The organism is Streptomyces sp. NPDC014623 (assembly GCF_043088245.1).
Classification (GTDB): Bacteria; Actinomycetota; Actinomycetes; order Streptomycetales; family Streptomycetaceae; genus Streptomyces.
In genome coordinates this window covers 214,945-230,656 of the sequence record NZ_JBIBZU010000007.1, presented here as the reverse complement: position 1 = coordinate 230,656, position 15,712 = coordinate 214,945, and the positions used below count along the sequence as shown (strand labels likewise).

The window sequence follows — 15,712 nt, the reverse complement described above, 5'->3', positions numbered from 1 at the left end:
CGGCGGGTGTGTGTCCCGCTCACCTGAGATTAACCGGCGGGTAACGAGCGCGCCAGCCCTGGACGCCTGTGCGCTGGCACACAGTTCCCCAAGCTCTCGGCTCCGCTCGAGCAGGGGAGACCCCTACCCGGACACACTGCGTTCACTGTTCTAAACTCAGCGTCATGGATGAGGAGTTCCGCTCGCTGACGGACCGGCTCGGGAGCGAGGCCGACGAGCCGGAGGTCTTCCACCGGCTGCTCGCCACCGAGGACGACGAGGAGCTGGCCCGGACACTCGTCGAGCGCGAACGTCCGCTGTGGGCCCGGGAGACCGCGGCGTTCCGGCTCGGCTGCCGGGGCGACCGCCGGGCCTTCGAGACGCTGGTCCTCCTCCTCAACCACCGCGATCCCGAACGCTGTGTATCGGCCGCACACGCGCTTCTGCTCCTCGGCGACCCCCGGACCTCCAGGGCGGCGGCCGCGCTCGCCACCAACAGCCTGCGGACGGCTTACGCCCTCCACCCGGTGCGGCTGCTGACCGCCCTGCGCGCACCCGAATCGGTGCCCGCCCTGGTCAGCACGCTGCACCGGCTGCTGGCCCCGGACGAGCCGCACTGGCGGGTCGCCCTCGCCTGCGTCGAGGGGCTGGGGAGCCTGGGGGACGGCAGGGCCCGCCCGGTCCTGGAGGCCGCACTGCCGCACCCCCGGCTCGGCGAGGCGGCGGCGGAGGCGCTCAGGCGGCTGGGGGTGGGGTGAGGGACGTGCTGCGTGCGAGGAGAGGGGCAGCCGACCGGCGCCCATTACCGTCCGGCGGCCACCAACGGCGCCAGGAAGGGGCTCGGGGTGCCGTGCCAGAAGATGTCCAGGCTGTCGCGGGCCCGCGTGGTGGCGACGAACAGCAGCGAGCGTGCCTGCTGGACCTCGCGCCGGTGGCGCACCGGATCGGTGGTACGCCTCCGGTTCACGTCGTCCCTGGGGATCAGCCCGTCGCTGACCCCGGCCACGATCATGCGCTGGTACTCGAGACCCTTGAAGCGGAACATCGTGCCGATATGCACGCCGTCGTCGCCGCGTGGACCGTCGGGGCCGATCTCCACGGCCCGGATTCCGTGCTCCGCCAGAGTGGTCGCCGTTTCGCTCGCCATCTGGTTCGTCGGCACGCAGATCGCGATCTGCTCGTGCGGGATGTCGTCCCAGCTGTCGATCAGCACGGCGATGGCCTCCCGCTCGGCCTCCCAGTCGGTGTAGCCGTGCAGGTCGGGCTCCCCGCCACTGAGAACTGACCGGTATCCGGCCAGGGTTTCCTCGTTGCCGTCGAGGTCGTCGTACTTCTCCTGGCTGAGCATGTCGAGCGCAGAGCGCAGGATCTGGCGGGTCGTGCGGTAGCTCAGGCTCAGCTTCGACGCCCGTCCACGGATGTTGATGCCGAGGCTGCCGAGCGTCACCTGGTTCTTGTAGATGCGCTGGTGGGTGTCGCCGACCAGGAAGAGGTCGTTGCGGCTGTGCGCGGTCATCGCACGCAGCATCTTCCAGTGCGCCGGCCGCAGGTCCTGAGCCTCGTCGACCACGATGTGCCGGTAGCGGTAGCGGAGCCATCCACCGGAACCTGCCTGCAGGTGAATGTTGTCGAGCCCGCCGGCCTCCTCCCGCTGCTGGTCGATGGCCAGAATCCGCTGCTCGCGTTGCATCTCCAGGCGCGCGGCCCGCTCCGACACCTGGTCCCAGGTCTGCCTGCCCAGGCGGTCGAGACGCTGGGTGAAGCGCTCGGCGAGCTGCCAGATGTCAGCACGCTCCGACCGGGTGAGTGTGCGGCCACGTCCGGCCCTGCGGGCGCGGAAGTATTCCGTACGGGAGGCGACGGCCTGCCCCAGGATGACCTGTGACCACTCGTCCTGCAGGAACTCCGCGTCCCAGCCCGACTCGTCGAGTTCCTCGAGCAGCGAACGCCATTCGCGGACAGCCTGGTTGTCGTCGATGGTCTGCTTGCGGCTGCCCGGCTCCGCCTCGCGCACGATCCGCAGGGCCAGCTGATCGACGTGACTGATCTCGACACGGCCGAGCAGTGCTTCCCCGCCGAGCGCCAGAAGACGGGACCGTAGGTCGGCGGCCAGGTTCTTGTTGAACGTCGTGAGCAGAATGGGCTTGTCCCGGCCCGGGGGGAGTTGTTCGACCAGGTGCTTCACCCGGTGCAGAGCCACGATGGTCTTGCCGGTGCCGGGGCCGCCTCCGACGCGTGCGGGACCGTTGTAGTCGCGGTTCACGAGCTTGGCCTGGGTGGGGTGGAGGAAGACCTTCCAACGACCGAAGTCCTCGCCTTCCAGGGCCTCGCGCAAAGCCTCGTCGGTCGTCGTGACGATCGTAGCGGGGCGCTCGACGGCGGCCTGGAAGTCATCGGTGTCGACGGTCTCAGGCGTGGCGACAGGCGCGGTGACCTGTTCGAGGACCTCGTCGAACGACTTCTTGTCGTACAGCGCGAGCAGGACCTCACCGGTCAGCTGAGGCGCGTAGTCGACGAGCCCCAGTAGCTGGTCCTCGGTGGTGAGCGCCTGAATGACCGGGATCAGGGGCCCGGCCACACCGAGGTCCATGAGCTGCTGCTCGGTCCAGTCCACGAACAACGGCGCGTGCGCCGGGGAGACCGCCTGTTCGGGTGCAGGTTCCGCACGGGGGGCCGGTTCGGGGGCGGCGGTGGCCGTTGCCGGGGGCGTGCTCGCGGCCTGCGCCGCCAGCAGGCTTTCCTCCACGACCTGCAGGTCGACGTACTCGATACCACCGGTGATGCGGTTGACGGAGTACGCGAGCCGGTCGAGGTGCTCGTAGACGTCCTTGCGGTGCTTGACCGAGACGATCAGCCAGTCCTCATCGGCCAGGCGCAGGAGCAACGCCCTGTACTCGTCGTTGATGCGCGCCGACCACAGCTTCTCGTGACCCTTGAGCTGCTTGAGCTGCAGGCCGGTGGAGCCCGGGTTGTTCTTGAACTTGTGTTGGAAGTCGTAGATCGCGCCCTTGACCGAGCGGGGAAGTTTGAGGATCTCCCTGTCCGCCTTGTCGAGCAGGCGGAGGGTCACACTCTGGTTGGTCACGACTGGTCTTCCCCGTCCTTCATGGTGCGGTGGTTCTCCTGGTGACGACCCGTGCCGCCCACCGATGGTTGTACGCCGAGCCGCTCGGCGATCTCCTCGGCCGTCCACGCAGTCGCGGGACGTACCTCCCAGCCGGCGGCCGCGAAGGCCCGGTCCCGGTCCTCGGCCTCGGGGTCGCGTTCGTCCCCAGGGGCGGGATGCGGACAGAGGACGACACCGATGCGCGCATCCACCCAGGCCAACTCGGCCATCCAGCCACGGTCGTCCAGCTCGTGTCCGTCAGCCGGAACGGGGATGCCGGATACCGCAGCGAGGCGTAGGACGAGGTCCTGGAGCCCCACTTCGTCCGGGTCGAGGTGCTCGATGACCTGGTCCCAGCCCGGGTCCCGGCCGGGTGCAGCTGACGTGGCAGGCGTGGCAGGAACGATGACGGTCTCGGCCGGCTCGGTCGGCGGAACCGGAACGGCCATCGCCTCCAAGGAGAGCATCGTCGAGAGGAGTCCCGCCCCACCCGTGACCGCCAGAGTCTCGGGTGCGAAGCCGTCCAGCTGCCCGGCCGTCAGCTGAAGGCTGTCGCCTCCTCCGTGCTCCAGGAACTGCAGCAGATTGCTCCAGTACAGCCAGCCACGCCAACGCCGTTTGTGTGACTCCTCGTCGGCGAAGACGCCGTCCGCGTCATCGATGATGGTCAGGGCTGTCCACGAGGGCGGGCGGTTGCGACCGTCCACCGCGAACACCAGCCTGCACTGCGAGGCGTCCACCGCGGCGTATGCCTGGACCCGCCCCACGGGCCCGGCCACGGGATCCGCGCCCTTCAACGCCCGGACGATCTCGTCTCCGACCGAGTCCACCGGCCCGCCCCGTGCCCCGGCTCCCAGCAGTCCTGCGACCGCCGCCTCCGCCCGCCACAGCCACCGGTCGGCCGAAGGGTCACGCAGGTACGCGAGGAGCACATCCGAAGGATTGACCCACACGGCCTCGGAAAGCTCGCCGGGCAGCCCCTTGCGCACACTCGCGTAGTAGCCACGGGCCTTCGCCTGCCCCTGGTCACCGTACGGACGCCAGACCGGGGAAGCGGGGCCGGCCCCCGCATATCCGGTGTCCAGGACCCGGCGCTGCCACTCCTTCACGTCCGCGTACGTCAGCTGGAAGACCCGTATGCCGTCCGCCCGCAGCCGGGTCCGCTTCGCGGCGTCATCCGCCATCCGGTTGTACTTCCGGCCGGCATGGAACGCGTAACCGTCGAGGTAGAGCGCAACCCGGGGGCCCGGTGCGTCGAGCCGCTCGAACAGGACGTCCGGGCGGGTGCCGTCCAGCACCCGCTGCTGGGAGACCCGCCAGCTGAACGTCTTGCCACCGGCCCCCGTCAGCCGAAGGTCGAGGGCATGCGTACCCGCCGGAGTGGTGTACGCGTCACCGCTCGCACGGCTGCCGGGCAGCGACGCCCACTTGCGCAGCGTGTCTATGAAGACGACCTCCAGGTCGCTCTCGGCCTGCTGCTCCATCGGAATGTGCTGCGTGGTCGCGACCGGCGAAGTACTCCACCGCTCACCGTCCGCGCCCAGCAACTCGTCGAGCATCTGGCGTACTTCCTGGCGGCTCACCTTGTCGTAGTCGCCCGGCGGAACGCGGCGCAGCAGGCAGCGGTGGCAGCCGTCGAGGCCCTTCTCGCGACAGCCGCAGTTCTCGATCACCTCGCGCGCCTTCAGCAGCACCTCCCGGAAGCCGTCCGCGGACGCCAGACGATGCAGGTAGCCCGTGCCCCCGGGCAGGCGGTCGTGGATGACGAGGAAGCGCCTCGGGTACTCGGCGCCCAGCCCGTCCCCGCTGTCCGGCATCGAGGCCGCCGCGATGTCGATGTGGTCGGGATCGCCGCCGTACCGGGCGGCGATGCCCGCGAACAGTGCTGCCGTGAACGACGCGAGCCGCTCCTTCGCGCGCGCCACGGAGACCGGCAGCAGAATGCGTACGGCTTCCGTGACCAGCTCATGGGCGAGCAGCAGCGGTACGTCCTCGCCCTTGCCCTGCTCCTCGGTGGCACCGCGCTGCCGACGGCGCGGGCACCAGAGCTGGTGATGGGCACTGGCCCGGGTGGACCTGCTCAACGACTCACTCAGTGCGTGCTGCGCCTGATCGACGACCGGTTGGCCCTCGGACGTGGCGCCACCACAGCTCGTGCACACGTAGAACGGGTTGAGCCGCACGTCCTCCCCCGCCATCGATACCGTCGAGCTGCCGTCCTGACGGTCCAGGCCCAGGTTCAGCGTCCGGACCACCGCACGCCGAGTGAAGTCGGCGCCGAACACAGCGGTGTCATGGCGCCAGGATCCGGGGGCGAGATGGGCCGGGTCGATGTCGACCGTCTTCAGTACCGAGTACCGCCTGCGCTCCCGCTCGTCCCGGTCGTCGCGAACCCGGGCGTCGTCACGCTTGTCGCGTGCCATGACCCGCTTCGGCTCCAGTACGTAGCTCACGCACCCCGCGTCCGCGATCTCGCGCGAAGCGCAGCGTGGACAGGCGGACGTGTCCGTCCGGGCGTCCTTCGTCCGTGTGTAGCCACAGGCGGGGCACAACCGCCACACCGCCCAGGCGCGCCGCTCCGGGCTGCCGATGTCCAGGGCACGCACCACGTGCTTGTAGCCGTTGACGTAGAAGCTGTTGCCCGGGGCGAGCTCGGTCAGGGCGAGCTTGCGCGAGCGCTCGTAGTCACGGACCTCACTGCGGTACGTGCTGGTCGGAGCGTTGTCGGCATCCCCCTCTCCGGGATCAGCCGTCTCCTTCCAGTAGAGCGTGCCTTCCAGGGTCGTCACCGTGTCGGCCAGGCTGTAGTTGGGCAGCAGCCCCAGCTCCACCAGCACACCGTGCGCGCTCGTCTGGCTGAGATTGCGCAGCAGATCACCGGTCGACCGGCGCTCCGCGAGCAGTTCCCTCCGCTCAGGACCCTGCTCGCGGTCGTCGGCCAGCAGCCCGTCCACGGCCACGTCGATCGCCGCGATACGCCGCCGCAGTTCCTCACGCCGGCCGGTCCAGTCCGCCTCAGCCTCCTGCAGCGCACGGACGATACCGCCGGTCGCGTAGGCACGCAGCTCCCCGGCCGCGTGTTCCGACACCCCGCTGTCCTCGTCCTCGCCCGTCGGGAAGAGGTCCAGGAACTCCTCCACCCGGCGCGGCCCCTCGGTGAGGGCCGCGTCCTGAAGGTCCTGACACCACCCCGTCGCCCCGAACAGGGCCGAAGCGAGCCGGGGCGCCGGCTGCAACTGCTCGCCGTCCGCCGTCACCAGGGCGCCACGGGCCGCGAGGTCCAGGAGGTGCGCCGTGTACTGGCGGCGCAGGATCTCGACGGCCGACAGATAGCACCCGGGAGGCACGATGTCTCCCGCGATCATCTCGCGCGGATCGTCGAGGTAGTACAGGTCACGGGCACGCCGCCCGCCGAAGGCCACCACCAGGGCGTTGCCGGTCCTGCGGCCTGCCCGTCCGGCTCGCTGTACGTAGTTCGCCGGGCCACCTGGCAGCGAGCCGAGCAGCACGGCGGAGAGGTCGCCGATGTCGATGCCGAGTTCCAGCGTCGGCGTGCAGGACAGCACATTCGGATCGGTGTAGTGCGTACCCTCGCGGAACGTCCGCTCGACCTGCTCACGTTCGGGGCGGGTCAGCATGCCGGTGTGTTCGGCGGTCACTACCCGGTACGTGCCGCCGGTCAGATACAGCCGCCGGTAGTAGTCACCCCGGTAGTCGCGTTCCAGCTTTCCGCCGAAACCGCCGGAGCCTGAGCCTGTGGACGACGTGCCGTACTGCGGGGGAGTCAGTGAGCCTTTGCACCGGTAGCGCGGGCACGGGTGCCCGTACCAGCGGGTGCGCCGCTCGGGCGGTACGACCTGCTGCCAGCCGCATGCGTCGCAGCCGACGAACGCCTTGTTGACCACGGAGTCGTCGAGCAGCCGCACTTCGATGTGCCCCGGCTGCAGCCCGTACACCCGGGTGACGCGGTCGGCCGCCACCTTCACCGACAGCAGCCCCTCCTCCGCCAGAAGCGGGAGCAGCCGGCGCAGGTACTCGCTCGCCCCGGCCGCGTCCAGCGACAGGCAGCGCCGTGTCCAGTCCTGGTACCAGGCGCCCCGGCCGGTGACGGTGTCGAACGTGCTGCGCTCCTTCGGGCTGTCCAGCAGGAACCGCGGCGGGGCCACGTACCCCTCCGGGAACGCGGGCATGCCCTCCGCCCGCTGCCCGGAGATCAGATACTGATTGACCCCGGCTTCCCTGATCCACGTGTCGAGCCAGCGGTGCCGGATGCCGCCGCGCGTCCGCATCCGTTCCAACAGCCCACGGACGAAAGCAAGATACCGGTCCGTCGTGGGCAACCCCTGCCTCATCACCAGTTGCCCGGGCAGAGTCAGATGCAGATCGCGGGCCAGCGCCGCCACCCGGTCCGGGCCGGGCACCGTGACCTCGGCGGCCGCTGTCCGCGTCAGCTCCATCGTCCGGCCCATCCGGGACCGCAGTCCGAACTCCATCACGGTCGCGAACGCCAGACGCTCCCCGATCAGCTTCCACGTCCGGGCGTCGCCGGTGCCCCGGCCGGACAGCAGCCGGTCCACACCGGCCTCGTCGTGCAGGTCCGGCGGCACGACAGCGGCCAGGGCCTCAGGATCGTCGACCGAGTCCAGCACGTTGCCGATCAGGTCGTTGAGTGCGAGCGGCGCCCCGGACTCGTCCAGATTGTGCGCGAGCAGGGATCGCAGGGAGAACTTGTACGACGCATTGGCCACGTACCCAGCGCGGTGTGCGGCGTCCTGCGTCGAGTCGTTGAAGAGCAGAGTCTTGCGCTCCTCCGGCAGCAGGGCGATATCATCACCGGTGAACAGCTGCGTCACCGTCGCCGAGGCGAGCGCGGCCAGCGCCGTACCCAGGAACCGGATGCCGTTGTCCGTGGCACACGCCGGACAGCGGTCGTCCTTCGCCGCACCGTCCGCCGTCTTCTTGTCCAGGACGGCGAGGGCGAACCAGGCGTCCTGCAACTCTTCCGCATCGCCCGGGACCGGCATCCGGTACGTGCCCCCGGCGCCGTCGAGCACGACGACGGACAGAGGATCCGTGCCGCCCGACGCGGGGGCCGTCCCCGCCAGGGCGTCGAGCGCCCCCGTCGCCTCGGCTGCTGTGGCCGCGATGAAGTACCGGATACGCCGCTTGTCCCGGCCGACACCTGCCCGCCAGATCTTGTCCGCGGCGGTGACGAGCTGCTGCGGGTCGGACTCCGGGGAGATCGCCGCCCACCCCGACCGCCCGCAGTGCCGGCAGTAGACGGCGGGGAGCTGGGTCTGTGCCGGCCGGCGCACGGTGTCCGAGCCGGGCAGCGGAGCCGCCCGGCGGGAGTCGGCGGCGGGCCACTCCGCGCTGTCCCGGCCCTCCGCCTCCTCCTGCGGTGCGGCGCCCAGCGCCGCCTTCCTGGCGGCCGTCCGCTCGTCCTCGTACCACCGGAACTCGGGCGCGGCACCGACCCCGCGCAGCACCCGGCTCACCGGACGCACCCACAGGTGCGCCTCGATGTGCAGCAGCGGACGGAGCCGCCGTTCGTCCGACGCGGGGTCCCGCGCCGCGGACAGCAGCGCCACGAACCGGGACAACGCCTCCAGTGCCAGGCGCGGGTTCTCCCGGGCCGTACGCGCCCAGGAGTATCCGAAGCGGGCCATACGGTCGCGCAGGCCCCACTCGTCCAGTGGCTCCCCGTTCAACAGGGCGAGCACCGCGTGCGTGAAGTCGTGTTGCTTGAGCATGCGCCCGAGCTTGAAGGGATCGAGTGCGCGCCTGTTCAGCAGCAGATACGCCAGCTCGTCGAGATCGAGCCGGTCCGGCCGGGACTCGATCCCCGGGCCGCCGGAGGCCTCGATCACCTCCTTCGGCGTGGGCGGATCCGGCAGTTCGTAATTCACGTCACCGACGAACTGGTCGGCTGTCAGACGCTCCTCACCGATGACCGAATCCGTCCCGAAGGGCACGCCGAAGACCTGCTCGGCCACCTCGAGAATCCCACCGAGCCCACCGGTGCCCTCACCCAGCGTCGCCGACGTCGCCACCGGACAGATGTCGCCCAGCGGACGCCCTGCCCGCGAGGCCCCGACCGTCGCCCCGAGCCGGCGCAGCAGCATCGCCACGTCCGTGCCCTGCGCCCCGTCGTACGTGTGGAACTCGTCCAGCACCACGTACGTGAGGTCCGCGCCCTCCCACAATGACCGGTCCTCTGCCCGCTGCAGCAGCAGATCCAGCATCTTGTAGTTGGTGACCAGCACGTCCGGCGGCGTCCTGCGCATCTCCTCGCGCCGCGTCATCACCCGCCGGAAGTCGGTGTCCGGCCTGTCCCCGATGTACAGCCCGGCCGTGACCTGGGCCAGCTCCGGCTGCGCCAGATACTCACCGATGCGCCCGGCCTGGTCGGTCGCCAGGGCGTTCATCGGATACAGCAGGACCGCCTTCACACCCTGGCGCCCCGACGCCTTCTGCCGACGGCAGTGATCCAGCACGGGCACCAGGAACGACTCGGTCTTGCCCGACCCCGTCCCCGTCGTCACCAGCGTCGGCTCAGCCGCCCCGCGCAGTGTGCTCAGCCGCTCCCAGGCCTTGGCCTGATGCCGGTACGGCGGAAACCCCGGGTCCCATTCGAGCGCCGACTGCCACCCGTCGTCCGCTGTGTGGAACGGCGTACGGATACGCAGGTAGGGCCCGCGGAAGATCCCGGACTCCGGGTCGCCGAGGAACCTCTCCAGTGCCAGCCGGGTGTCCTCGTCGGCCAGTGCGTACGTCGTCGTGAGGTACTGGGTCAGACTGCCGCGCAACTGTGCGGCGGCCAGGGTGGGTTTCACGACGGCGCCCTTTCGTGTACATGTGCGGAGGGGACGACGCCGACGAAAGCCGACGATCTACGGACAACCGTATATCCGGCGTCCGACAGTGGGGACACCTGTTGAGGCATCCCGACGCCCGGCTGCGCTGAGCCTCGAACCCGGTGCAGCCAAGCTGCGTTCTCTGCGCGTGGGCGGAACGCCGGCGCGGCTAACCGAGGATCTCGTCGTTGGAATCGAACTGATGTTGATCAGCAGGGAGTGCCGGGAAGTAGTTGGTCTCCGCTCGCCCCGTGAGAACGGCCAGAAGGAAGGACGCGCACTGAGTGTTGTGGTGCTCCCACAACGGCCCACGGCCCTCGTTGAACATGACCGTCCATTCGTCCGGCTCCTGTCCCGGCTTCACCAGCCAGTACAGCATTGCCCCTGTGCCCTCGATGTAGGCCCAGGGCAGCACTTCCGTACCGGACTCCTGAAGCTGAGCAGGCCTGGGCTCGACCTCCCACAGCTTCTTGAGGGTCTCGGCCCTTTCGGTTGCTTGCGCGAGCAGCTCGTAGTCGTCGTCCGGGCAGGCAGGATCCAGGAGCCAGATCGTCTCGTCGAAGACACCCCCCCCGTACGTCTCGACCAGCTGCCGGTAGTCGGTCGGCAGCGCGGTGCCGAGTGCCCGTTCGACGGCCGGCCAGTCCCTGGAGCGGCGCGGACCGGAAGGCGCGACGAGTTCGGTGAGGCGTTCCACGGCGGGGTGCATGATCGTCTCTTTCTGTACCGGGTCAGACGCGTTTGGGGACGTTCAGGATAGTGACGGTGTTGGTGTTGCTGCCGCCTTCGTAGGGCGTGAAGCTGAAACCCTTGTTGCCCCGGGCTTCGATGGTCAGCCCGATCGGCACGACGTCGGTGGGGTCGTTGGTCCGGTAGACGGGCGTGACGGAGTACTCGATGGTTTCCCCTCGCTTGTCGACGGCCGCCCTGATCTGGTCCTCGACTTTTCGCATGACTGGGGAGTTGGCGAAGCGGTGCATCGTGACGAAGTTTCGCGAGTCCTTGTTCGAGCCACCGATCTGCGCGCCGAGCAGATGGGTCTTGTTCAGCTTCTTGTACTTCACGTAGCCCGCCACCTTCGCGCTCGGGTTGGTCTGTCCGCCTGTCATATCCGCCTCAATCGTTGCGCGCATGGTGCTTGCCCGTCCGCCCGGCCCGGGGCGTCCGTAGCGTACGCGGCCGCCCCAGCTGACGTCGCTCTCGTCGCACGGCGCGAGACCCAGGGGATCTGTCAGGGTGTGCGGGTTCTCGACGTAGGTGTGGGGGTTCGGCGCGGCGTCGAGTCCGAGCGGGTCAAGGCTGAGGTAGCGAGCGGTCTGCGGGTCGTAGTGGCGGAAGTAGTTGTGGTGGAGTTCCGTTTCCGGGTCGTAGTACTGGCCGGGAAAACGCAACGGCGTATAGGCGTCCGCGTCCCGGTTCCAGGTGGTGGTGCCCCACAGGGTGGCCCTGGTTCGCCAGGCCACGGTGCCGTGTTCGTCGACCAGCTCGGTCGGGGTGCCCACCTGGTCGGTGACGATCGCGAAGAACCGCTGGTCGATCGATTCTTGCGGGGCCCCGGCCAGGGTTTTGGTTTCCGTCTGCACGAGTGGTGCCTGGCCATCGTGGTCCCAGGTGAGCGTGATGAGCTCGGGGGAGCCGGCGGCGGAGGTCGTCTGTTCGGTGAGGGTGGTTCCGTCCCAGGTGAAGCGGGTCTCCTCGGCCACAGTTCCGTCAGCGTCGAGGCGCTGCTTGGCGATGCGGCGGCCCAATGGGTCGTACAGATAGCACCAGCGGGTGCCGTCGGGGGTGGTGACGGACGTGAGATGGTCTTCGGCATCCCAGGTGTACAGCCAGGTGTCGGGCTTACGCGACAGGCGGCTCTTCCGGCGCACCACCACGCGCCCTTGGGCATCGTGTTCGTAACGGATACCGCCGGCACTCACCAGGTTGCTTCCGGTGTACTTGCGAGCTCCCCGGCCCTCGCTCCCGGGGTGCTTGTCAGGCCACGAGGCGTGCGTCTGATTACCGGATGCGTCGTAGGCGTACCGCTCCGTCCAGTTCTCGGCCTCGACGGCCGTGACACGGCCGGCCCCGTCGAGGGTGAAGGCGCGGTGGCCCGCGTATAGATCGGTCACGCCCGTCAGGTGACCGTCCCTTCGATACGCGTATGTGCGGTCGATCGCCGGTTGCACGGATCGGTCGGAGGTGACGGTCTGCGCGGAGAGCCGACCCGCCTGGTCCCAGCTGTAGGTCAGGGCGAGGCGGTCATCCAGCGTACGGCGGATCTCGCGGCCGGCCGCGTCGTGTTCGAAAGAAAGAGTGCGGCCGGATGCCGTCACTGTCTCGAAGTTTCCCGTCGGGTCGTATGCATACGTGGTCGCGATACCCAGCGGAGTCGTACGGTGCGTACGGCGGCCCACCGCGTCGCAGTCGGTGGAGAGCGTCCTGCCGTCCACGGTCTCCTCGACAATGCGGCCCACGGCGTCATAGCGGTAGGCCAGCGTGGCATCGGGACCGACAGCATGGACCAGACGTCCGCACGCGTCATTGTTGAAGTGAATCTCGCGCCCGTCGACACTTTTGCCGGTCAGCTGCCCGGAGGCGGAGTAGCGGTAGGCAACGGCCTGGCCGGCGGCATTGGTCCGCCGCGTGAGACGGCCGACGTCGTCGTAGGCATAGGTCGTGGTACGACCGTCGAAATCGGTCTCGCTGATCAACTGCCCAGCCGCGTCGTAGTCATATGTCCACGAGAGGGACCGCGGATCGGTGACCTCGATCAGCCGTCGTTCGGTGTCGTACGTGAAGGTGTGGCGCGCGTCGCCAGGTGTGATCCGGGCGGTCGGCAGATCGAAGTGCGTGTATTCGGTACGCGCTGTCGCTCCGAGCGGATCGGTGTACAGGGTGCAGTTGCCCTCACCGTCGAACTCCCATTGCTCGGAGCTTCCGTCGGGGTCGGTCCGGCGTACGAGCCAACCGTCCACCGACCACTCCAGCCGGGTCGCGTCGGTCTTCTCACGGCCGGCGACGAGTATCGGGCGGCCGAAGGGATCGTAGGTGTAACGACGCACGGTCCCGGACGCGTCGGCGACACTCAGGGGGAGCCCGGCTCCGTTCCGAGTGATCTCCACCCGCTCGCCCAGAGCATTGGTCACGGCGGTCACGGCGCCCCGGGGGTCCACCGTGTAGTGCGTGGTGGCCCCGCTCGGATCCGTGAGAGCAGTGCGGTTACCCCTCTCGTCGTAGCTGTGCAGCCACCTCGCTCCGTCAGGTTCGGTCAGGGAGGCCAGGAGTCCGTGGCTGTCGTAGGTGACGGTCGTGCGGTGACCGTCCGCCCTCAGCAGTTCGACCGGCCGGCCGTCATCGTCGTAGCTCTGCCGGGAAGTCGCCCCGTGGGCGTCCGTGTGGGTCAGGAGCCGGCCGGACTCGTCGTACTCGCTCCTCTGCGTGGCACCGAGCGGGTCGGTCGCAGCCACGACCTGAAGCCGGTCATCGCAGTGGAAGACGCTGGTGGCGCCGGTCGAGTCCGTGTACCGGGTCGTCCCCCCAGCCGCTTCGGGGGGCGTCTCGTAGGCGAACGTGGAGGAGAGCATGCCGTCCGGGCCGATCGTCCTGACAACCCGGCCGACGGCATCGTAGACGTACCGGAACGTGGACTCGTTGCGGTCGGTCCAGGAGGTGATGCGGGCGTCCGAGTCGTAGGTGAACCGCATGGGCAGGCCGGAGGAGTTGATGACCGCGTCGAGGTTGCCCTCACTGTCGTAGCCGTAATGCCGTACGGTGACGGGCCCTTCGGGTGTCCGCAGCGACAGCTCGGTCACCCGGTCGTCGTCGACGCACAACGCAACCTGGTAGCCGCCGTCATGTATGACCCGGACCGGAGCTCCATCACTGCGCCGGACGAACGTGATGCCGTTGTGATTGCGGTCCTCGACCTCGCTCAGCCAGTACGCGGTCGACTCCTTGTAAGGGCTGCCCGTGAAGTAGCGCGTAGCCCCTGCCGACTCATCTGTTATGCAGTAGGTCGTCGCGGATGCGTCGTCCCGCCCGACATGGGCCAGGGGCAGACGAGGCCCCTCGATCGGCAGAACTCCCTCCACGTCATCCGGGACCGGCAGCCGCGGATAGACGAGCAACGACCCGTCCTCGCGCGCCCAGACCGCGCCCTGCCCCCTGGGGTCCAGCTCGATGCGTTCGTCCAGGGTGGAAGCCCAGCTGCGTCCGAACCAGCTGCCCCAGCGGTAGTCGGACAGATGGGTACGGCGCAGCACGAGGGGCAGGGTGCCAGGGAGCACGAGATCGATCTGGGGCAGTGCCATCTCGCCGGTGGCGACATCGACCGGATCGTTCTTGCAGGTCTTCTTCTCCAGGGAGATGGCGTGACGGCGGGTGTTGTCCCTGGCGCCGTCGAGGGAAGCCGGCTTGAGGCGTGTCCCGCCGCCCCTACGGGCCGGCCGATCCCGCACGGCGCCACGGCGACCGTCGTCGTCCTTGCCGTCGCCCGAAGTGATCTTGTTCAGGCCGTCACGGATGTCGTGGTCGGTGTCCTTGTGCGTCTTGGAACTCTTGGCGATGCGTTCGGGCACCGTCTTGCCCACGTGGTCGCCGAGATCACCGAGCGCCTTTCCGAGCTTCTCCACCACCCCGTCGATAGTGGTGTCGAGTACGGCGGTCAGGGAGTCCTTGCCCTTGGCCCGGCCGTGGTGCCCCTTGGCCTTGCCGAGTTTGCCGCCCGTCTTCTCACGCATCGTGATCTGTACGCCGGCCAGGTGCATTCCGGCCTTGCTGTGCGCATCGTGGTCGATCACCGGGCCGCCACCGGAACCCGGACCACCGGACCCACCCACCGAGTTGATCTGCAGCGCGTCCTTGCCTGCCTGCGCCGTCTGCCCGGTGTTGTAACCGTCTTGCACACCCGCGACGTTCAGCGCGGTCTGCACAGCCAGGTCCGCGACTATGTTCTCGATCGCGGCGACCGCCGGCTCGGTGAGCGTCGCGACGATCTCCGATACGGCAGCCTCAGCCATCTCCTTCAGGATGCGCTTGAAGGCGATTCGGGTAGCTGCGATCTTCGCGCCGGCCAGGAGCGTCGACAGCCCGGCGGTCAGTGGAGCGAACGCCAGCGTGATCCCCACCGTCGCACACAGATCGGCCAGTTCGGCCACAGCGGCTATCTTCCGGGCCACGATGATGTCGGCGACCCGGTCCAGCGCACCCGCGACGAGCCGCGCCGCCTTCGCCAGATCCTTGTGCTTGCCCTGCACCTTCGACCAGTGCGCGTCCAGAGCGGCCAACGACTCGCTCTGGCCGCTCGCCAACAGCTTCTGGATGTGCTGGTACGCGGCGTACGCATCGTCGTCCGCGTCATCGCCGAACTCCCGCAGTGCGTCCGCCATATCGCGGTACGCGTCCTCGTCGACATTCGGCCAGCCCACACCGACCACATCGAGCATCGTGTCGACACCCTCAGGAATCGTGTACCCCACGATGCAAACCCCCGATTGACAGATCATCAGCTCGACCCACCATACGATTGCCCGCCATGCCCTGCGCGATCGGGAGAGACGGGCAGACCTGGTGCTGGGGCGCCGGCGAGGGAGCTATCGCTCCAGGGGCACCGCATCGGGCACGACACGGTGGTCGCCCTTCCCGAGGCGGAGGGCTTCTCCTTGCAAGGCACCTCGCGCACACCCGAGGGGCCCGGCACCCCGACCGCGATGCCAGTTCCGCTACATCAACGATCAGGCCGGAGAGCTCACCCAGGCCGGCCAGCCCGTGATCAGCACCGGGTCGG

General features: G+C 69.0%; 5 protein-coding genes and 1 pseudogene. 2 read left to right on the top strand and 4 right to left on the bottom strand.

The window, feature by feature from the left end; genetic code table 11:
• The first annotated feature begins 164 nt into the window (after window positions 1–164).
• On the top strand, window positions 165–737 hold the full coding sequence (locus ACF1FZ_RS14545; RefSeq protein ID WP_391773720.1) for an adenylosuccinate lyase: 573 nt from the start codon (window positions 165–167) through the stop codon (window positions 735–737).
• A gap of 44 nt (window positions 738–781) precedes the next feature.
• Here the strand turns inward: ACF1FZ_RS14545 and ACF1FZ_RS14540 are convergent, their stop codons facing one another.
• From ACF1FZ_RS14540 to ACF1FZ_RS14525, 4 genes are all read right to left on the bottom strand, one after another.
• Window positions 782–3,064, bottom strand: a complete 2,283-nt coding sequence (locus tag ACF1FZ_RS14540) for a UvrD-helicase domain-containing protein (protein WP_391773719.1) — start codon at window positions 3,062–3,064, stop codon at window positions 782–784.
• Window positions 3,061–9,921 (bottom strand): DEAD/DEAH box helicase, encoded by a 6,861-nt coding sequence (locus ACF1FZ_RS14535; protein ID WP_391773718.1) that lies wholly within the window; start codon window positions 9,919–9,921, stop codon window positions 3,061–3,063. Before ACF1FZ_RS14535 ends, ACF1FZ_RS14540 begins: the two co-directional genes overlap by 4 nt.
• Before the next feature lie 190 nt (window positions 9,922–10,111).
• Window positions 10,112–10,651 (bottom strand): SMI1/KNR4 family protein, encoded by a 540-nt coding sequence (locus ACF1FZ_RS14530; protein ID WP_391773717.1) that lies wholly within the window; start codon window positions 10,649–10,651, stop codon window positions 10,112–10,114.
• Between the two features lie 22 nt (window positions 10,652–10,673).
• Complete coding sequence (locus tag ACF1FZ_RS14525; protein ID WP_391773716.1) at window positions 10,674–15,404, bottom strand: DUF6531 domain-containing protein; 4,731 nt, start codon at window positions 15,402–15,404, stop codon at window positions 10,674–10,676.
• A gap of 105 nt (window positions 15,405–15,509) precedes the next feature.
• Here ACF1FZ_RS14525 and ACF1FZ_RS14520 point away from each other — a divergent pair.
• A pseudogene (locus ACF1FZ_RS14520) lies at window positions 15,510–15,702 on the top strand (ISAzo13 family transposase); the annotation flags it as partial.
• Window positions 15,703–15,712: the final 10 nt, after the last annotated feature.

Bases quoted from the DNA above. Each gene is read 5' to 3' on its own strand.
- ACF1FZ_RS14545 (WP_391773720.1), top strand. From the start codon at position 165: ATGGATGAGGAGTTCCGCTCGCTGACGGACCGGCTCGGGAGCGAGGCC.
- ACF1FZ_RS14530 (WP_391773717.1), bottom strand. From the start codon at position 10,651: ATGCACCCCGCCGTGGAACGCCTCACCGAACTCGTCGCGCCTTCCGGT.